We start from the raw sequence: 20092 nt of genomic DNA, 5'->3' as shown, positions 1-20092 counted from the left end.
CGCTGGCGCCACGATCCTAATGCGCGACGTTGGGCTTCGCCGCCGAACGACTGCCGGCCAGCTGCCCGCCGGCGAGTTCGGCGATCAGGTCGATGACGATGTCGTGGTCGCTCGCTGCCAGCGCGTTCCAGCGCGCGAGGTTCTCGGTCGCTGCCGCAACATACTGCCTGCGCCACAGCGAAGCTGCGATAGCCCCGCCGATCTGCGACGCCGCGGTGCCGTGGTCCGACGGATCGATGAAGATGCCGGATGTGCCCAGTACTTCATGGAAGACGGGCGCATTCGGCGCCACGATCGGCAGGCCGGCATATTGGGCTTCGAGCAGTGGCAAGCCGAGACCTTCATCATGCGAGGTGCACAGGAAAATATCGGCCTCATTGAGAATGCGTGCCACGTTTTCGGACGACTGATAGCCATGCAAGGTCACACACGACATGCGTTCCAGCGTCTTCCAGTCATCGCCCCAGCCCTTGCGGCCAACGATGTCGAGGGTGGCGCCGGGAAAACCGTGCTGGCGCAATTCACGTACGATATTGGCCGCGGCGATGAAGTTCTTGCGTGGCTCCACGGTGCCGAGGGCCACGACGCGCAACGGCGACGTCTCGGGCTCGCGCTCGGCGCGCTCAGAGGATTCCAGCTTGAACACGTTGCGCACTGGTGGGCGATACAGCGTGATCTCGGCATCCGGGCGACAATGTTCGGCGAGCTTGCGCTGGGTGTCGCGCGAATTGGTCAGGAAACGCGGATAGTTCTTGAGCGCGATCTTGAAAGGCGTCGCCATATAGAGTCGTGCGCGAGCATTGAGATCGGCCTGTCGCGTCAGCAGGAAGTCGTCGTGCATATAGGGCAGCACGCGTGAGGAAAACATCCGCAGCAGCGGGCTCGGCGGAAAGCCGGGGCACAGCAGGAACGACGAGGGAGACGCCAGGCGCATTGGCAGACCGAAAGTCTGCGTCGCCACCATCTGGCCGGTGCCGCGCGAGGTGATGGGAACGACATCGAGCGGCGCCAGCGCCTGCTGCGAAAACAGCTCCAGTGTGATCCGTTCGAGCCCGGTCACATGGCGTCCGAGATGGGTGTGATCGACATAGATAGTCATGCAAACTCCTGATCCCGGGGGACGGCGCGGACATGCGGGGCGGCCATCGGCGGCCGCTGATGGACATAGCGGGGCGGCGCCACGGCCGGCGCGCGTTCGCGCGGCAACAGCAGCGCGATGAGTAGAACGAGCTGCGCCAGCTGGATGTTCTTCGACGAGAAGCTCACCGAGCTTGCAGCAATCATCAGGATCAGCAGCAAGATGGCGAAGGCTGCGCGGTCCGACCGGCGCAGCAGTTCGATGAAGAAGCAGGTCAGGCCCAGCGTGATCAGGATGGTGTGGATCAGACCAAATTGCACGATGCAGGACACCCAGAAGTTCTCAATGCCATAATTCAAACCGAGCTGCGACTGCAGCGCGTTCACGCGAACCGGATTGGGTCCGAGGATCAGTTCGCTCCACTGGAAATGATTGAGCATGTCGAAGGTCGCAAAGCGAGCCAGGGCGCTGCCTTTATCCGATGAGAAGCGCAGCAGCATCTTGTCGAAGATGCCGAGATAGAGCGCAGCAAACACGACGCCTGCCGCCGCAAAAAGAAAGCAGATTGCGCCGACAGCGAACAGCAGCGGCACGCGCTTGCCGCGGATCAGCCGGATCGTCTCAAGCAGACCGAGGCAAGCCAACACGAACAATACTGTCATCAGCGCGGTACGGCCGCCGAAGGCCATCAGTGAGCCCAGACTGAAGGCGATCAGTGGCACGCGGATCATGATCGGCGGGCAGATGGCCGGTCGCAGCACCAGCGCCATGATATAGGCGCCGACAATGCCCGAGGCCGTCAGCGGATGGCCGAGGAGCGCAGCCGAGCGCCATTCACCGACCACCAGCACGCTGCCGAGCGTCAGCGGAATGATGCGATGGCCGGAGAAATATTCGTAATAGCCAATCAGGATGTTGAGCAGCAGTGTCGCATGGATGGCCCAGACCAGCGGCCGTCGTTGCGCCGGCGTCAGCCGCCAGATCAGCAGGCACAGCAGCACCGGCAGCAGGAACGTGTCGATGATGACCGTGAACGGGCGTTCCAGCACGAACATCTGGATCAGCAGGACGAACCAGCAGAACAGGTGCACCAGCAAAAGCTTGGCGTCCGTGAAGGCACGGTTGATCTCACCGATCGGGTCACCGTCGCGCATCAGCAGCAAAAGCGTCGCGATGAATGTCGCATAGGTGCCGGGATGCAATTTCTCAAGAAAATTGCCGCCGGGTGTCAGATAGTGAATCTTGAGATTAGTCAGAACGCCGCCGGACAGTGTGAAAATCGCGACGATGGCGCCCAGCAGCACACTGACGATCATTAAATTAATGAGTTGGGCAGTGTTAACGATCTGCCGTCGTTGCGGAACGCGTGCACGCGAGCCCGCCGCGGCGAGGGCGCCGTTGCGATGCAGCCTGAGCGGCGCGGTCCGGGCCAATGTCAACGCGCAGCTCCCGCACTGGCGGCGGCGACGCCATAGGGTTTCAGATAGGCCGAGCTGCGGTAGTAGTCATAGAAGCGGATCTTGCTGAGATCGACCTGGGTCAGCACGGTGCCGAGAATGCGATCATGCACCGGCGCCAGCAGCTCCATCGTGTGGGCGACGACCTCGCGCGGTGTCTGATTCCAGGCCATGGCCAGCAAAATTCGGTCGGCGAGTTCGGCCAGCGCGCGGCCGTCGACCAGCGGAATCAGCGGCGGCGAGTCGATGATGATCAGTTCATAATGCGACTTCAGGCGGTCGAGGATTTCGACGATCTGCTCGGAGAACATCAGCTCGGTGATGGCATCGACGTCCTTGATAGCGGGGGAAGGCAGGATCGAGAGGCCGGTGCTGCGATCGAGCAGGATGGCGCGCTCCAGCGTCACTTCGCCAGTTGCCACCTGCAGGAGGCCGGCATCGGCATTGGGGCTGACGGCGCGGGTCAGGCCGGGATTGCGCAGATCGCCGTCGATCAGCAGCGTCTTGATGCCCAGCGTGGCAAAGGACAGTGCGAGATTGCCGGCGAAGGTCGTCTTGCCTTCACTTTCGAGGCCCGACGTTACCAGCACGACCTTGACCGTGTCGATCTTGCGCGCGCGCTGGATCGCCAGACGAACGGCGCGGATCGCTTCGGCGAAGAATGTGCCGGGCTCCTCGATGGCATAGCGCATCAGCGGAGGCTGCAATGCAGCCGGCAGCAGCCGCATGGTGCGTGGATCGTAATTGCCGAGTTCGGTGCGGCCGCGTTTGGCACGCCCGGCGAGTTCGCGACTGCTGATCGAGGGTAGAGCGGCCAGCGCGGGAACGCCCGATATCTCTTCGGCCTGTTCCAACGTCTTGATCCGCCCGTCGAGATAGTCGGTCAGGAATGCCAGCACCGTGCCGCCGCCGAGGCCGAGCAGGATGGCAAAGCCTAGAATAAGCATGGTCTTCGGCGCGGAAGGCTTGAGCGGGATGCTGGCAAAGCTGACGATGCGGGAGTCCGGCATCTCCAGGCTTTCCTGCGCCGTCGTCTCCTTCGAGCGCGCCAGATATGACTCATAGAGCGTGCGGTTGGCCTCGGCCTCGCGCTGCAGCTCGTGCAGCCGGACCACGGCCTGACCGGACGTGCTGGAGACGCCCTGCAGCTTGTCGAAGCTGTCCTGCAGCGACGCCTCGCGCGATTTCGCAACGTCATAATCATGCGCCGTGCCCTGCACGATGCGCGCTATTTCCTCGTTGATCAGCCGCTGCGTGTCCTTGAGCTGCGCCCGCACATTGGCGACCTGCGGATGCCGCGGACCATATTTGCTGGTCAGGTCGGCTTCGTTCTTGGCGATATCGGCATATTGCGCGCGCAGCTTGGTCACCATCTCCGAGGAGACGGCGGCATTGAGCCCGCCGGCATCGCCGCCGGTTTTCGCCAATTGTTGCACCTGATCGAACTTGGCACGCGCTTCGGCGGTCTGCACCCGGGCAGCAATCAGCTTGCTGTTGAGATCGGTGATCTGCTGGTCGTTGACCGTCACGCCCTGCGAGACCGCGAGGTTATTGGCGGAACGATAGTCCGCGACGGCCTGTTCGGAGGTGACGACGCGGTTCTTCAGCGCATCTATCTGGCCGCCGAGCCATTTGGCTGCGATGCGCGTCGCATCGAATTTGGCGCGGACCTGTTCCTCGAAATAGGCGTCAGCCACCGCATTGGCGATGGTCGCGGCTTTCTGCGGCGATTCCGAGCTGACGGCGATATCGACCAGGAATGTCGTGCCTTGTCGTGTCACCTTCATGCGGCGCTGGAGCAGATATATAGAGTATGCACGCGCGGCGTCTTCGGGGCTCACGCCATCGACCGGGCTGCTGCTGCGGAACAGATTGCGGATCGGATCGAGCAGGCCGGGCTTTGGCATGAACTCGAGATCCTGCGTCAGCTTCAACTTGTCGACCACGCGCTGCAGGATCGAGAGCGACTGGATCAGCAGCGTCTGGCTCTCGATGGTCGCATCGTCCGTGCCGAAATTGGTCAGCACCGATTGATTGGTTTCGACCACATTGGCGCGCCGGGGATCGACCAGTACGGTGGAGTTCGCAGTATAGAGTGTGGTCGCCGTCGCCACATAAGCGAGGGCGATACCACCGAGCACGGCGGCGGGCAGCACGACCGCGCGCCAGCGCCGGCGCAGGATGCGCGCCATTTCCCGGAGATCGACGGTCGGCGCCTGCCAACCGGCAACGGCGGTCGGAACCGGTTCCGGTGCCGCCGGATAAGGCTGATCAAAATTGCGCTGTAACATTGAGCCCTACCTGATGTTTGTCGTAACTGAAGGTGGGTATATCGCTGTCGCGCGATGTGTAGCGGTGATAGGCCGAGATCGCGCTGAAGCGGTTCATCAAATACTTCACGCTGGCATTGGTCGTGGTCACGCGGTCCTTGCGGGCCTGGCCGAAGAAGCGATCGATCTCATAGGCGCCCGCCAGCGACAGGATGACGTTGCGACGCAGCTCGTAGTCGACACCGACCTGCACGGCATTGGCCAGCACGCCGGTCGAGCTGGTATCGGATGTCTGCGTGACCAGCTGTTCGGCCTTGACGTGGATGTCCATCAATCGCGTCGGGCTCCATGTGAGCTTGGCGCGATAGGACGGTCCGTCGACGGTGCCGATCAGAGGATTGTCAAAGCGCTGCTCGACATAGCCGCCGCCGAATTCGCCGCGGAGCAGATTGCCGAAACCGACGGTCAAGCCCGACAACGCGCGATAGCCGGTGGAGTCCAGCGTCTGGCCGGGCACGCCGCGGATGTTGCGCTGGTTGCCTTCGACGCCGCCGAACCAGCCGAGCACAGGCGAGAACGCATAATCGACGCGGCCGTGAAGCGCATAGATCTGGCCGTCGCGGCTGCTCTGGTCGATCAGACTGCCATCCTGCGCGCGCGCCGTGCCGTAATCGTACGAGTCGACGCGTGCGCCGATCGATGTCGCCAGCCGGTTGAATTCCTTGCGGACGGTCAGGTCGCCGGACATCAGATTATAAGGCGTCGGTGTCACGGCATTGGAAGGCGAGCTCAGCGAACCCACACCCTCATTGAGATGCGCGATCTGGAAACTGCCCAGCACGACCATGTCGTTGGCGATATCGATCCAGCCGGCGCCCTTCAGGCTCACATCGGTCTGGTCGAGGCTCGAATTTTCATTATAGGCCGTGGTTCGTGAATTGAGCTTGATGTCGATGCCGTGTCGCTCCCACAGCGTGTGCGCACGCAGGCTGGGTTCGATCACCGCTGCGACGTCGCCGCGCTTCTGAGTGTTCGAGGCAAACACATTGCTGTCATAGAGCGCGCCCGTCATCAGCGACGGGTTGAACATCCAGGATCCCTGGCGGATGCCGACGGGTTCATAACCAGGTTGCTGTCGCTTTTTTACTGGCATGTCCTCTGGCGCTATTGCTTCGCGGTTATCCCGGTCGACCAGATCGGGCAGCGCGGACGGTTCGAAAATCCGTTGCGCATTCCAGGGTGGCGCGAGCTCGTCGCTGGTTGCCGGGATCGCCTGAGCATTGGCGGGTGATGCAATACCAAGCAGAATCGCCGTGACCGGCCATGGCGCGATACGGAGAGCGCGGCGCGTGACGGGAATCGGCCGCAGCCCCTCCGGTCCTTCGCCGATCGCATCCGATCCTGCTGATACAAACGTACATTTCATCACTCATCCCTTGCGAAGGACATGCATTCCTCCGCTATCGAATTGTCGTCGAGACTTGATTGCCGCTTAGAAATTCATCCCGGCGCTTACAAACTCAGCAAGCCCGTGATGAATGTCGCGCCCCCACTAGCGCACTCAACACTCGTCTGATGAAACGCCCTTCTCTTTGCTGCCCACAATGCGAAGTACGAAGTAAAGTTCGTCGCACTGCACAAGAATACGCACCGCAAAAAGTCGAGACTATGGCGACGCGCGACATGAAGGCGCGCATCGGTCACTACACATCAGACAAAATCAAAAATGATGAGTTCAGAAGTATCGTTCTGGGACACGCACATTGTCGCCGGGAAATACCAGGACTGGCGAATCGAGCGCATAGATCTCTTCGACCGTTGAGCCCGATCGCCGCAAATACACTTTGTTCTCATTGGCGCGATAGGTGAATCCACCGGCTGTTGCGACGGCGTCCATCACGGTCAGGCCCATGCGATAAGGGTATTCGCCGCTCTTCTTCACTTCGCCAAGGATATAGAAGGGGCGATACAGTGCGATTTCCACATTCACGCGTGGGTCTCGCACGATTCCCTTGGCCAACGCGGAGGAGATGCCCTTCTCTAATTGCCGTGTGGTCAGGCCTGCGGCCTTCACGTGGCCCGCAAGGGGAATCGATACAAATCCGTTGCTGTCGACTTCATATTCACCGGTGATATCAGCTTCGCCATAGACCTTCAGACGGATCCGGTCAGTTGGTCCAAGAAGATAGGTGCCTGACGGCGAAGCCGCAGAAACCCGCTGGTCCTGCGCGAGCGCGATCGACGGAGCGACGCCAGCAAGGAAAAATGAAAGCACCGGTACTATCAAAATGCCGGCGCATCGGTTCGTTCGCAACATGGTAGACCCCCAACACAACATCAATGTGATCATCTGCATCAATTCGATGACAATTGATGCAGACGACAATTGCGCGAGAGTGTCCGGCAAAAAACGGCGAAAGAATGTGGCGTACTCAGAGAGTGCGCAGATTGCGTACTAATGTCTTCTTAGAGAACCAGAATCTCTGTGCCTTCGATGGCAATGCACGTGAGGATGCCGCTGCGCCACGCACCTGTGTCAATATTCACACGGTTATCTCTAATATCTGCATGGGGAACCGGTGTGTGTCCGTGCACCACATAGACGCCATGATCGCGCTTGGAATCCAGAAACTCGTCCCTGATCCACATCAGATCATGCGGATCTTGAGACGAGAGCGGTACATTGGGACGAATGCCCGCGTGAACGAACAGAAAGTCGCCGCATCTGATATTGTTCCGCAGGCAACGCAAGAAAGCGTCATGCGCCGGAGGGAATGCGGCGCGAAAGGCGTTCTGTACATCGCGCGCCGTTGCCGTGCGCGATGGAGAAACGCCATAGGATGCGAGAGTCTGAAGTCCGCCCAGTTGGCGCCAGTGCTCAAGCACGCTGGCATCCTCCAGGAAGTCTTCCATGATGGCTTCGTGATTGCCGCGTAGGCAGATTGCATGGTTGTGCACCATGCGGACTGCCAGCAAATCGATCACACCTTTCGAATCCGCGCCACGATCGATGTAATCGCCGATATAGACTTCCGCCGCATAGGTGATCGGGCGACGTCGGATGTCCTCATCGATGCGCGCGATGGTTTCCTGCAGCAGGTCGGCGCGTCCGTGAATGTCACCGATGGCATAGATGCGCGTATCGGGCGGCAGTGCCGCCTTGTTCGAATCTGACCTGGAGAGGGAGCGCGGCATTTCGCGCAAGCTACGATCAGGGAACCGTCGCGGTCAAATTCAATCGGCCGCGCAACGCTTTGGGACTCATAAAGCTTTGGGGATAGCGAAGAGCTCAGAAGAAAATGATGCGAACGGCGACGATCACAGCGACCCAGACGGCCGCATTGATAAGAAGAAGTCTGTTTCGCAGTTTGCGGCCAGATACGTTACGCACATCGTTGGCAGAACTATCCACAGGGCTGGAGATAGTGGCCTTATCCACGGCAATCGCGCGCGGGGGAAATGAAATGTCCCCTGTAGTCATCTGAGGTGTTCGTCGAGCGACCATGGCGATGCCGAAATATCTGGCGGAGTGAGTAGTCTCAGTGCGCAACATAATGGGCGCGCTTTAGTATCGAGTGAAAAATCAAGCTCGAATCGATTGCCGCTTGGTGGCGATTTGTTAATTGCGAAGATCATGCACCCGATCTCGCAGCGACGCGATGCAATTCATCGATCTGCGTCGTGTAATTATTTTGCATGGCTGCTGTGAGCGTGATGCAGCGCAATAGACGGACAAAACGATCTAAGCGCTTCCGTGCACAACGAATTTTGCGCGCCGCACAATTATATCAATATTGCGACTGCGTAATGTTACACGCCAATACCGTTTTGCCGCCCTAATTCGTTCGCACAGTTAAGAAATCTTCAGTGATGAAGGTTCTTGCTGATCGACGAAGATGGTTTCGCAATTGCGAATGTTCGTCGAAGGGAAGGGTTCTGAATTCGCATGCCTGCCACATAGGCATGTTTCTGTTCGATTATCGCGCACCAAAGTTCCAGCAGGGAGCGAGAGCATGGCCTCTACAGTTTCAGTTGGTTTTGATCGCAACAAGGTGACACCGCTCTGGAAGGAGCGGCAGTTCATTTCTGTGCGGCCGGTCGAGTTTGCCGGCCACGGGTCGTATCGCAACAGCGCCTATCGCAGCCGCCGGACAAACCAGGTTGCCCGGTGCGAGCCGTCGGAGTCGATTGCCAAGCGATTGTTCGACATTGCGGCCGCAGGCTCGGCCCTGCTGTTTCTCGCGCCACTGCTGATCACGATCGCAATCATCATCAAGGCGACCTCGCCGGGGCCGGTGTTCTTCACCCAGTATCGCTATGGCTACCGCAACCGGTTCTTCAAGATCTACAAGTTCCGCTCAATGCGCACCGATGCCGGCGACAAGCGCGGCATTCAGCAGACGGTCGAAGGCGACGCCCGGGTGACGCGGATTGGCAAGCTGCTGCGCAAGACCAGCCTCGACGAAATTCCGCAGCTGATCAACGTGCTCAAGGGCGATATGTCTCTGGTTGGGCCGCGGCCCCATGTCCCGGGCATGCTGGCCGCCAACGTGCTCTATGAAGATCTTGTGCCGTATTACTTTACGCGTCACAGCGCACGGCCCGGCATCACCGGTCTGGCCCAGGTGAGCGGCTGCCGCGGCAGCACTGTCGAGGCGCCCCGGGCGATCTCGCGCATCGATTACGACCTCGAATATATCGAGAAATGGTCGATGCGTATGGACATCATGATCATCGTGCAGACGGTCCGGCGCGAATTCCTCTCCGGTAATGCCTTCTGATGCCCACGACCGATTGAGCGGCGGCATCGATCACACCACACATTGCAGACATTGCGCTGGCGGGCCTCCGTCCGGCGCCCGGCATTGTTTTGCCTTGAAACCAGCCTCGAACGAAGGGTGACAGCCATGACGGCGACGCAACGGACCAAGCAGCTTCTGAAAGACGCTTTCCCGTCGATGTATCTGCGCTGGCGCTTCCTGAAGCGTCCCAAATCGGCGGAGCGTGAACTGGCCTATCTCGACAAGATCGTGCCGCAGGGTGCCGTCACGGTGGATGTCGGCGCCAATTGCGGTCTCTATACCCAGCAACTGGCGCGACTGTCCGGTCAGGTCCATGCGTTCGAGCCATCGCATGAGATGGCCGATCTGCTTCGGCGCACCTCCGCGTCCAATGTCCGCATCCATGAAGTGGCTCTTTCGGATCATGAAGGCGATGCCGAGCTCTACACACCGCAAGGCGAGGATGGCCTGGTTTACGGGAGGGCATCGCTCGAGCAGCAGTATGAGCCGTCGGTAAAGCAACTGATCACGACGCATGTTCCATTGGCGCGTCTCGATGGTGTCGTGCGCGAGGACGTGTCCTTCGTGAAGGTGGACGTCGAGGGGCACGAGTTGAGCGTCTTGCATGGAGCCGTCGGCCTGATCGACCGGTGCCAGCCGGTCTTCCTTGTCGAGGCAGAGGATCGCCACCGTGCCGAGGCGACGCGCTCGGTGTTCGATTTCTTTCGCGACAAATCCTATCGCGGCTTTTTCCTCCAGGACGACGAGGTGATCTCCATCGATCATTTCAACGCTGGGGAAATGCAGGACGCCGATGCGCTGTTGCCCAATGGTGGCCGTAAACCCGGGCAAGCTTACGTCAACAACTTCTTTTTCTTTCCGCAGCATCTCGACGGCGAGTTGATCCTCAACAGCTGAGGCGCATGCGGAATTCTCGGGGGATGTCCGGGTCGTTCTGACCGCGGACTGTTTACAAGACAGGACATGCAATGCGAATTGCCATGATTGGCGCTGGCTATGTGGGGCTCGTGTCGGGGGCGTGCTTTTCGGACTTCGGCCATCACGTCACCTGCGTCGATACGGATCAGGGAAAGATCGATGCGCTGAACAACGGTGAGATTCCGATCCATGAGCCTGGTCTCGATGCGCTGGTCGCGAGCAATGCCAAGCAGGGACGTCTCAAATTCGTTACCGATGTCACATCTGCTGTCGGTGCGGCCGAGGTGGTGTTCATCGCCGTCGGCACGCCATCGCGGCGTGGTGACGGTCATGCGGACCTGTCCTATGTCTATGCAGCGGCGCGCGAGATCGCGAAGGCCATCAAGAAGTTCACCGTGGTGGTCAACAAGTCGACGGTGCCGGTCGGTTCCGGCGACGAGGTCGAGCGCATCATTCGCGAGGAGAACCCGGAGGCGGAATTCGCCGTGGTCTCGAATCCGGAGTTCCTGCGCGAAGGCGCGGCTATCAGAGACTTCAAACATCCCGACCGTATCGTCATCGGTTCCAGCGACCAGCGTGCCAAGGACGTGATGGCCGAAGTCTACCGGCCGCTGCATCTTAACTCGTCGCCGATCATGTATACGGATCGCCGCACGGCCGAACTGACCAAATACGCCGCCAATTCATTCCTGGCCACGAAAGTCGCCTTCATCAACGAGATCGCCGATCTCGCCGAGAAGGTCGGTGCCAATGTGCAGGAAGTCGCGCGGGGCATCGGCCTCGACAACCGGATCGGCCTGAAATTCCTGCACGCCGGACCGGGCTATGGCGGCTCGTGTTTTCCGAAGGACACGCTGGCACTGATCAAGACGGGCCAGGATTACGAAGCGCCGCTGCGCATCGTCGAGACCGTGGTTGCCGTCAACGACCAGCGCAAGCGCGCGATGGCACGCAAGGTGGCGCATGCCTTCGGCGGCAATCTGCGCGGCAAGTCCATCGCCATTCTCGGTGTGACCTTCAAGCCGAATACCGACGACATGCGCGACGCGCCGTCGATCCCGTTGATCACGGCGCTGCAGGATATGGGCGCCGAGGTGCGGGTCTATGATCCCGTGGGCATGGAGCAGGCGAAGAAGGTGTTCGAAAATGTCACCTTTTGCGAGGGGCCCTATGAATGCGCCCGCGGGTGTCACGCCATGGTCATCGTCACCGAATGGGAGCAGTTCCGCGCGCTCGATCTGAAGGAGATGGCGGCGATCATGGCCTGTCCGGTGATCATCGATCTCCGCAACATCTATTCGCCGGATGAAGTGACGCGGAACGGATTTCTCTATAGCGGCGTCGGGCGGCCGCAAGCAGTGGCTTACTAGCTCGCGCATCTGCGCAGATAAGGGGAGGCGCGCAGTGTCTTACTGCGTCGCTTCCTCCGTCGTGCCGGGCGCAGTCGCATGCTCGCTTCGCGGCGTCGTGGAGGCGTCGTTATAGCTTTCAGTCTGGTAGATCGATTCCAGGTCGCTGCCGCCGAGATACCAGCTTCCAAGGAAATATGTGGCGCCGATGATGGCTGCGGCCATCACGAGGCCGCGGCCGACGGAGAAGACGATATCGGCCTTCGTGACTTTATGCGGAGCGATCTTGTCCATGAAGGCGTCCCTATGGGGCATGCCGCTATCCTGCAACGGCGTGGTCCAGTTGGTGCTCAGGAATTCGAGCGCAAGCAACAGCGCAATCAATCCCGGACAGTGTAGCGTTATCGACCTGACATGTCTGCTGGAAATGCCGAGATCGTCGCGTAGCAGAGAACCCATTGAATAAGCGAATAATGCGGCGCTCAGACCGCAGATCGCAGAATCACATCACTTTCGGCATCCGCCCCATCCGCGAACATCGCCAATGCGGCTCATTTGTTCAACCGTCACAATTGCAACAATTCAACCCCGAATGTCGGAATACCGAACACAGGCGCGTGAGCACGAGCTTTCTCCCGTGGAACCTGAGGATGACGACAGAGTGACGATGCGTTGCTGGAGTACCGAGGTTATGATCGCACTATGAGACAAACTACATTTATACTGGCACTTGCCGCCGTGATCGCGTCCCCGATCTATGCGAACGAAATTGATCAGATGGCGAACAATCTGGAAACAAGCTGTTCGAACCACTTTCGCAAGCGGCCGAACAAACCTTCGAGCGATTCCAAAAAGTTCTGCAGCTGTTTTGCCGGAACCTTCACATCGACCATCTCGCTGCGGGAACTCGATGCCGCAAATGGGGTGGTAACATCGGAAATTCAGGAACAATTCGAACGCGCTGCGGAGTTCTGCGGCCGCGATGTTGCGCCGTCCGTCGCGCAAGCGGGCAGGGCATGGATCATGGAATCCAACTGACCGACGAATCCCGGCGATCATTGTCGGCTGTTACCCTGACTCACTGTCGCCTCATTTGACCGCAAGTCTTTGCTCGTCGGCAAAGTGGGACACATCTTGCGCCGGCATTTGGGGACTGCTCATTGACTGACTCTCGTTTCAAGGCGCAAGTGGCGTCTCGCATGCCTATGCTCCGATTCAAGGAGTCGAAGCTCAGGCAGAAAGTCGGTTCCGCCCTTGAGGCGGTTTCGATCGCATGCGCCCATGTTCTTGCTATCGCGGCCCTGGTGATCATCGGCGGTCTTGTCATCTATGTGAGATAATCGTCGTGCGTACTATTCTACTTGGACTGTTCCTGACGGCCGTCGCCCAGCCGTGTTTCGCGCAAAAATTTCTCTCCTTCGAACCTTTGATGATGGATCCGTATGCGACCGTGTTCGTCGACAACGGTTCGTGTTCGGCGGGCAAGGTGCTGAAGGTGCAAGGTGCGCCGAACAACCAGCGTCGCAAGAAGAGCTGTGTGCCGATCAGCGACGTTCGCGGCGCCGGCGCCGTCAGAGGCAAATAGCCAAGACCAGAGCAACGGCGCTTACGCCGTCGCCTGCTGTATCGTCGGTCGGCCCACGCCATAGGCGTTGACGGCGCCCGGCGCATCGATGCCGCGCATATGCGATGGATGTGGCTTCCGTGGCATCCATGCCCAAATGGGCAGCAAAGGCAGAAAATACGGGCTTAATTCGTCGAAAATGCCCGCATCCGCGCGGACGCCCTGACAAGCGGGAACAGCATTGCTATGGTCGCGCGTACCGGCCGCGACGTGCCGGGTTCCGAATCGAGATGGATCAGTTCAGGTGACATTTGAGCCTTCCGCGCGTCCGGGTGCAATGCAGGGCGGACTCGCGGCATCGTATATAAATATGACGGATGATGAGGCCGTCGATCTCGCCCGCGAGCGTTTTAGCATCGAAGGCCGTCCCACGCGCTTTGCCACCGAGAAGGACGACACCTTCCGAATCGCGCCGGCAAGCGGGCCGCGCTTTATCCTGAAGGTTGCGAACCCCATCGAGGACATTCCCGAGATTGATCTGCAGGTGCAGGTGCTCGATCACGTCGCGGCGCGTGCGCCCGATCTGCCGGTGCCGCGCGTCATTCCCAACGACAAGGGCGAGCGGCATTTCAATTATCTGGATCGTGCCGGCCAGCGCCGGCAGGTGCGGATGATGTCCTATCTCGAAGGCCAGCCTCTCAGCGAGGTGCCGTCCACGGCGTCGGGTCGGGCCGAGATCGGCAAATTGCTGGCGCGGCTCCGCCTCGCGCTGGCCGATTTCAGCCATCCGTCGGATTCAAGGGTTGTCGCATGGGACGTCAAGAACCTGCTGACGCTGCGCGATCTGCTGGCGGAAATCACCGATGCCGCACAGCGCCGCAAGGTCGAGGCTGCACTGGAGCGCTTCGCCGCCATCGAAACCCGACTCAAGCAGTGCCGCATGCAGGTGCTGCATAATGATTTTACCCGCTCCAATGTCGTCGTCGATGCGTCGCTGCCGGGTTTTGTCAGCGGCATCATCGATTTCGGCGACACGGTCCGCACCGCGATCGCCATCGATGCATCGACGGCGATGCTCAATCAGTTGCCCGTCGCGATGGACGGCGATGTCTTTGCCGATGGCCGCGATCTGCTGAAAGGCTATCTCTCCATCGCCGATCTGACGGCGGAAGAACTGAGCCTCATTCCGCATCTGATCTTCTCGCGTCTGGCGACGCGCCTGCTGCTGTCCACGGCCATGGCCAACCGGGTGCCGTCCGTCGCCGCCTATGTTCTGCGCAACAATGAGCAGACCTGGGTGCAGATGGACTGGTTCATCGCCCGCTCGATGGACGAGATCTCCGATCAGTTGATGGACTTCGCCAGATAATCTCCGCCACATCCGACCCTGCTTCCAGAGGAAACAACAACATGACCGCAGTCACCAGCGCCCCGCGCGGCAAGATGGTCAACGGCTTCGACCCCGCCACGGCAACCGGCCTCACTGAGGAGAGCCGCGAGCTCGTGAAGCGCCGCAGCGATCTGCTCGGTCCAGCCTACCGGCTGTTCTACAGCAACCCGGTCGAGGTCGCGCGCGCCAAGGGCGTGCTGCTCTATGATTCAGAGGGCAACGAATATCTCGACGCCTACAACAACGTGGTGTCGGTCGGTCACTGCCACCCGCGCGTGGTCGATGCGATCACGCAGCAGGCGCAGACCATCTGCACCCATACGCGTTACATCCAGAAGGGTATTCTCGATTACGCCGAAGACCTGCTCGGCACATTCGACGGGCCCAAGCGTCATGCGATGTTCACCTGCACCGGCTCGGAAGCCAATGATCTCGCCGTTCGCATGGCCAAGCATCACACCGGCAATCTGGGCATCATCATCACCGAAGAGGCCTATCACGGCAATTCGGAGCTGACCGCGGGCTTCTCGCCGTCGCTCGGGCCGTATTCGCCGCTCGGCACTTTCGTGCGTCGCGTGCCCGCACCGGATTCCTATCGCATTGCGCCGGAGAAGATCGGTGCCTGGATGGCGGAGAAAGTGTCCGAGCAGATCGTCGACCTGCAGCGCCGCGGTGCCGGCGTTGCCGCCTTTATTGCGGATTCGATGTTCTCGTCCGATGGCATCTTCTCGCATCCGACCGACGTGCTGAAGCCGGTGATCGATGTCGTGCACAAGGCTGGCGGCGTGTTCATCGCCGATGAAGTGCAGTCCGGTTTCGGCCGCAGCGGCGAGAAACTGTGGGGCTATCAGCGCCACGGCATCACGCCTGATATCATCACCATGGGCAAGCCGATGGGCAATGGCTACCCCGTTGCTGCTGCTGTGATGCTGCCGGAGATCGTCGAGAAATTCGGCCGCGACAATCGCTACTTCAACACGTTCGGCGGCAATACGGTGGCGATGGCGGCCGCACAGGCCGTGCTGAACGTCATTCGCGACGAGAAGCTGGTCGAGAATTCGCTCCGCGTCGGCAAAATCCTGCGTGACGGCTTCCATGCGCTGGCGAAGAAATATGAGCAGATCGGCGACGTCCGTGGCTCCGGCCTCTATGTCGGCGTCGAACTCGTGAAGGATCGCAGCACCAAAGAGCCGGATGCCGCCGCTGCATCTGCCGTGGTCAATGGTCTGCGCGCACGTCGCGTGCTGATCTCGGCGACGGGCCCTCATGCCAATGTTCTGAAGGTTCGCCCGCCGCTGGTCTTCACCGAGGCAAATGCCGACCGGCTGCTGACCGAGGCCGAAGCCGTGATGGCGTCGCTCTGAGATGACACGGATCGATGCCATCGCGCGGGTCAACGCGCAGTTCGCGTCGGGTGATTTCCTCGCCACGCTCGATCGCATGGTGGGCTACAAGACCGAGAGCCAGAGCGACAAGCGCGCCGACGATCTGCGCGCCTATCTTGAGCAGGAACTGACGCCGACCTTCACGGCGCTCGGCTTTACGACTGACATCATCCCGTCGCCGTCGGGGCGCGGGCCACATCTGCTCGCGACCTATCATGAGAGCGACGACCTGCCGACCGTGCTGATGTATGGCCATGGCGATGTGGTCCCCGGCATGGAAGGCGAGTGGCGCGACGGGCTCGATCCGTGGCGCTGCACCACCGTCGGCGAGCGCGTCTATGGCCGCGGCACCGCCGACAATAAAGGCCAGCACGCCATCAACATCGCGGCCCTCCGCGCCGTGCATGAAGCGCGCGGCGGCAAACTGGGCTTCAATGCCAAGTTCATCATCGAGATGGGCGAGGAGATCGGCTCACCCGATCTGCCGAAGGTCTGCGAAGCCCATCGCGATGCGCTGAAGGCCGACCTGTTTCTGGCCTCCGATGGCCCGCGTCTCTCCGCCGAGCGTCCGACAATCTTTCTCGGCTGCCGTGGTGGCCGCCGCATCCATCTCGACATCGAGCTGCGCGACGGCGCACATCATTCTGGCAACTGGGGTGGGCTACTCGCGAATCCAGCAACGATCCTCGCTTCGGCGATAGCGACGTTGATCGACAAGAACGGTCGTATCCTGCTGGACGCATTGAAGCCACCGCGCATTTCCAATCAGGTTCGCGCGGCGCTGGCCGATGTCATCGTCGCGCCATCAGCCGATGAACCCGCTCTGTCCGAGAATTGGGGCGAAGACGGATTGTCGCCGGCGGAGCGGCTCTATGCCTGGAACACGCTGGAAGTGCTGGCGATCAATGCCGGCAATATCAACAATCCCGCCAATGCCATTCCGGGCAAGGCCAGCGCGGTGCTGCAACTTCGCTTTGTCGTCGGCACCGATATCGAGAATGTCATGCCGGCGATTCAGAAGCATCTCGCTGAAAACGGCTTCGCTGATATCAAGGTGGGCCAGTCGCAATATTTTTCGGCCTCGCGCACCGATATCGATAATCCATGGGTGGGTTGGGCCGTCGAATCCGTTCGCAAGACCACGGGTAGCGCGCCGGCGCTGCTGCCGAATTTCGGCGGCTCGCTGCCGAATGACGTGTTCACGGATACTCTCGGCCTGCCCACCGTGTGGGTGCCGCATTCCTATCCCGGCTGCTCGCAGCACGCGCCGGATGAACACATTCTTCTTCCGGTGACGGAACAGGCGCTGAACATCATGGCGGGGTTGTTCTGGGATTTGGGTGAAGTGAAGAGCCGGGCGCCGTAGGTCCCTCTCCCCGCCCGGCGAAGCGAAGCTTCGCTAGGCGGAGAGAGGGTGGCGCGGACGAAGTCCGCGACGGGTGAGGGGGAGCCAGCGAGTGAAACACTGGCTCCCCCTCACCCGACTTCCACTTGCTCGCGCAAGTGAAAGTCGACCTCTCCCCGCAAGCGGGGCGAGGTAAGCAAGATCAATCCTTTACAAACGCCAGCAACACGCCATTGCCCTTGCTCGGCGGCACGACGACGCCGACATCGCTGCGGGCGCCCGCTGTACCAACCGCCTTCTCGGCCGCTGCAATATCAGCCACGCCGAACACCAGCGAAATGCCGCCACGCTCGGGAATGCCGGCCAGCGATGTGCCGGGGAAGTGCTTCGCCAATACATCCTTGGTGACGAACACAAAGTCCGCGCGGTCGCCGCCTGACGGCACGGTCACGGCGCCGTCGGCTTCCGTCTTTGCAGTGCCGTCGATCAGCTTCGCCATATGCTGCGCGTCCTTCTCCGGCTCCGGCGTGACGATGAACACCTTCTTCAGGCGCTTCGCCGTATTGGCATGCACCTGCAGCTCGGGAATCCAGACGGTCTCGCGTGTCTTGTGCTGGCAGGCGAAGATGCGGAGGCCACCGGGAGCTTCCTCATAGGGCCACTGATAGGTGGCAAATTTCGCCGCGCTCAGGCTGCCGTCCGGCATCGTCACCGGCCGTTCGAAATCGGTCGGGCCGATCGGCGTGTAGCCGCGTGCGCGGATTTCCTCGGCGCCGACGGTTGCGTCGGTGGTTGTGAAGGCGATGCGCTCGATGCCGTCGCCGCGCTTGGCGAGAAATGCCCGCGTTGGCGCATTGTGCTCGGTCTCGTTGAGCACGCCGAGCAGCTCCACATAGTCCGGGCCGAGCATCATGGTGTAATTGCCGGAGCCCATCTTGGCGCTGTGGGTGCCGCGCGGCGAAACCGTAAAGCCGAGGCTCTTCCAGTTCGCAGCGGCCGCGTCGAGGTCTTTTACGACGACCACGGCGTGGTCGATTCCAACGATGTTTTTCAGCGTCACGTGCTCATTACCTTGCAATGGATCAGGTGCGTAAACTATGCAGAATGCAGGGGTGCCGCAAGAGAACGGTTATATTCGGTCGCGCGGCGCAATGCATGATTGATGCTGCAGAAAGGCGTGATGATGGATACCGCAAATGTGCCCTGGCCGAAGTCGCTCTGGGCCGGCGTCACGCCTCCGGGTCCGGACTTGCCCGAGCTGAAGGGCGCTGTTGACGCCGATGTGGTCGTCATCGGCGGCGGCTTCACGGGGCTCTCGACGGCGCTGCATCTGCGCGAAGCCGGTGTCGATGTCGCCGTGGTCGAGGCGATGGAGCCGGGCTGGGGTGCGTCGGGGCGCAATAACGGCCAGGTCATCCCGACGCTGTCGCGGCCCGATCCCGAGGACATCATCAAGCGCTATGGCACGGCCGGCGAGCGCCTCGTCGGGCTGATCCGCGACAGCGCCTCGATCCTGTTCGACCTCACGCGCCGTTATCAGATCCAGGCCGAGGCCGAACAAAATGGCTGGATCCAGCCGGTGCATTCGCCGGGCCGCATCAAGATTGCCGAGCGCCGCGTCCGGCAATGGGCCAAGCACGGCGCGCCGGTGGAGCTGCTGTCACGCGAGCAGATGCGCACGCTGCTCGGTTCCGATGCGTGGTTCGGCGGCTTCTGGAACAAGACCGGCGGCCATATCAATCCGCTGGCGCTGGCGCGCGGCCTTGCGCGCGTGGTGCTGGAGCAGGGTGGTCGCATCTATGCGCGCTCGCCGGTGGAGAGCTACGAGCGCAAGGGTGACCGCTGGATCGTGAAGACGAAAGCCGGCGAGATCAGCGCGCGCAGCCTGGTCGTCGCCACCAATGCCTATACCGGGGAATTCTCCAAGCAGCTCTCACCAGGCATCGCCAGTGAAGTCATGCCGGTGCTGTCCTGGCAGATGGCGACGCAGCCGTTGTCGGACGAGGCACGCAAGACCATCATCCCCCGCCGTCAGTCCATGTCGGATACGCATGGCGAGCTGTATTTCGCGCGTTACGATGCGCGCAACCGTCTGGTCACCGGCGGCAATGTCGTTGGGCTCGGCGACAAGACGGAGCGGCTGAAAGTTATGGTCGCGGAACGTCTGAAGCGGCTGTGGCCACAGATCGGCGATGTCCAGTTCGACTATGTCTGGAACGGCTATGTCGGCATGACCACCGACTTCCTGCCGCGCATGCACAAGCTCGGGCCGAATGCCTATGGCTGGACCGGCTGCAACGGCCGCGGCGTGGCGCTGTCGGTGGCGCTCGGCGATGAATTCTCGAAGGTGGTGCGCGGTGTGCCGGAGAGCGAACTGGCGCTGCCATTCTCCGAGCCAGTCCCGATTGCAGCCCACGGCCTGATGCGCCTGCTCGCGCCGTTCATGCTGCTGGTGTACCGGCGAAGGGACGCGAAGGAGATGGCTTAGCGTACGCCACACACTCAGCCCTCATTCTGAGGAGCCGCGCAGCGGC

General features: G+C 60.8%; 17 protein-coding genes. 9 read left to right on the top strand and 8 right to left on the bottom strand.

Annotated features, from left to right (window positions below; translation table 11 throughout):
- Positions 1-16 precede the first annotated feature (16 nt).
- From BLW80_RS18795 to BLW80_RS18770, 6 genes are all read right to left on the bottom strand, one after another.
- Positions 17-1099, bottom strand: coding sequence for a glycosyltransferase family 4 protein (locus BLW80_RS18795; protein ID WP_093759930.1), 1083 nt, complete (start codon positions 1097-1099; stop codon positions 17-19).
- The gene (locus tag BLW80_RS18790; protein WP_244528337.1) at positions 1096-2517 is read right to left on the bottom strand and encodes a VpsF family polysaccharide biosynthesis protein; all 1422 of its coding nucleotides are present in this window, start codon (positions 2515-2517) and stop codon (positions 1096-1098) included. Before BLW80_RS18790 ends, BLW80_RS18795 begins: the two co-directional genes overlap by 4 nt.
- Positions 2514-4826: a GumC family protein gene (locus BLW80_RS18785; RefSeq protein ID WP_093759185.1), complete on the bottom strand. Its 2313-nt coding sequence runs from the start codon at positions 4824-4826 to the stop codon at positions 2514-2516. Before BLW80_RS18785 ends, BLW80_RS18790 begins: the two co-directional genes overlap by 4 nt.
- Entirely contained in the window at positions 4807-6231 is a 1425-nt protein-coding gene (locus BLW80_RS18780) for an outer membrane beta-barrel protein (protein ID WP_089268061.1), read from the bottom strand. The genes BLW80_RS18785 and BLW80_RS18780 overlap by 20 nt, the downstream gene beginning before the upstream one ends.
- A gap of 309 nt (positions 6232-6540) precedes the next feature.
- Complete coding sequence (locus BLW80_RS18775; protein ID WP_244528336.1) at positions 6541-7155, bottom strand: polysaccharide biosynthesis/export family protein; 615 nt, start codon at positions 7153-7155, stop codon at positions 6541-6543.
- 116 nt (positions 7156-7271) lie between these two features.
- Entirely contained in the window at positions 7272-8000 is a 729-nt protein-coding gene (locus BLW80_RS18770) for a metallophosphoesterase (RefSeq protein WP_089268102.1), read from the bottom strand.
- A gap of 818 nt (positions 8001-8818) precedes the next feature.
- Here BLW80_RS18770 and BLW80_RS18760 point away from each other — a divergent pair.
- From BLW80_RS18760 to BLW80_RS18750, 3 genes are all read left to right on the top strand, one after another.
- Positions 8819-9586: a sugar transferase gene (locus tag BLW80_RS18760; protein ID WP_068738572.1), complete on the top strand. Its 768-nt coding sequence runs from the start codon at positions 8819-8821 to the stop codon at positions 9584-9586.
- Positions 9587-9712: 126 nt separating this feature from the next.
- A complete protein-coding gene (locus BLW80_RS18755) occupies positions 9713-10504 on the top strand; it encodes an FkbM family methyltransferase (protein WP_089268058.1) in 792 nt (263 codons plus the stop codon).
- A gap of 71 nt (positions 10505-10575) precedes the next feature.
- Entirely contained in the window at positions 10576-11895 is a 1320-nt protein-coding gene (locus BLW80_RS18750; protein WP_093759182.1) for a UDP-glucose dehydrogenase family protein, read from the top strand.
- Between the two features lie 39 nt (positions 11896-11934).
- Here the strand turns inward: BLW80_RS18750 and BLW80_RS18745 are convergent, their stop codons facing one another.
- Positions 11935-12189 (bottom strand): hypothetical protein, encoded by a 255-nt coding sequence (locus BLW80_RS18745; protein ID WP_139285856.1) that lies wholly within the window; start codon positions 12187-12189, stop codon positions 11935-11937.
- A gap of 387 nt (positions 12190-12576) precedes the next feature.
- Here BLW80_RS18745 and BLW80_RS18740 point away from each other — a divergent pair, with 387 nt between their 5' ends.
- From BLW80_RS18740 to BLW80_RS18715, 5 genes are all read left to right on the top strand, one after another.
- Complete coding sequence (locus tag BLW80_RS18740) at positions 12577-12912, top strand: hypothetical protein (RefSeq protein ID WP_139285855.1); 336 nt, start codon at positions 12577-12579, stop codon at positions 12910-12912.
- A gap of 307 nt (positions 12913-13219) precedes the next feature.
- Positions 13220-13459 carry a DUF6719 family protein gene (locus BLW80_RS18730; protein WP_093759180.1) on the top strand — a complete coding sequence of 80 codons (240 nt, stop codon included), beginning with the start codon at positions 13220-13222 and terminating at the stop codon, positions 13457-13459.
- Between the two features lie 349 nt (positions 13460-13808).
- The gene (locus BLW80_RS18725; RefSeq protein ID WP_210185340.1) at positions 13809-14807 is read left to right on the top strand and encodes a phosphotransferase; all 999 of its coding nucleotides are present in this window, start codon (positions 13809-13811) and stop codon (positions 14805-14807) included.
- Between the two features lie 41 nt (positions 14808-14848).
- Positions 14849-16192 carry an aspartate aminotransferase family protein gene (locus BLW80_RS18720; RefSeq protein ID WP_502688619.1) on the top strand — a complete coding sequence of 448 codons (1344 nt, stop codon included), beginning with the start codon at positions 14849-14851 and terminating at the stop codon, positions 16190-16192.
- A gap of 1 nt (position 16193) precedes the next feature.
- A complete protein-coding gene (locus BLW80_RS18715) occupies positions 16194-17579 on the top strand; it encodes a M20 family metallopeptidase (RefSeq protein WP_093759178.1) in 1386 nt (461 codons plus the stop codon).
- Positions 17580-17760: 181 nt separating this feature from the next.
- Here the strand turns inward: BLW80_RS18715 and BLW80_RS18710 are convergent, their stop codons facing one another.
- Positions 17761-18618 carry a VOC family protein gene (locus BLW80_RS18710; protein WP_093759177.1) on the bottom strand — a complete coding sequence of 286 codons (858 nt, stop codon included), beginning with the start codon at positions 18616-18618 and terminating at the stop codon, positions 17761-17763.
- Positions 18619-18741: 123 nt separating this feature from the next.
- Here BLW80_RS18710 and BLW80_RS18705 point away from each other — a divergent pair, with 123 nt between their 5' ends.
- Positions 18742-20046 carry an NAD(P)/FAD-dependent oxidoreductase gene (locus tag BLW80_RS18705; RefSeq protein WP_093759926.1) on the top strand — a complete coding sequence of 435 codons (1305 nt, stop codon included), beginning with the start codon at positions 18742-18744 and terminating at the stop codon, positions 20044-20046.
- Positions 20047-20092: the final 46 nt, after the last annotated feature.

It is taken from the genome of Tardiphaga sp. OK245, from assembly GCF_900108575.1.
GTDB lineage: Bacteria > Pseudomonadota > Alphaproteobacteria > Rhizobiales > Xanthobacteraceae > Tardiphaga > Tardiphaga robiniae.
Note: the sequence above shows the minus strand (reverse complement) of the source record. Positions and strands in the feature narration are given on the sequence as shown.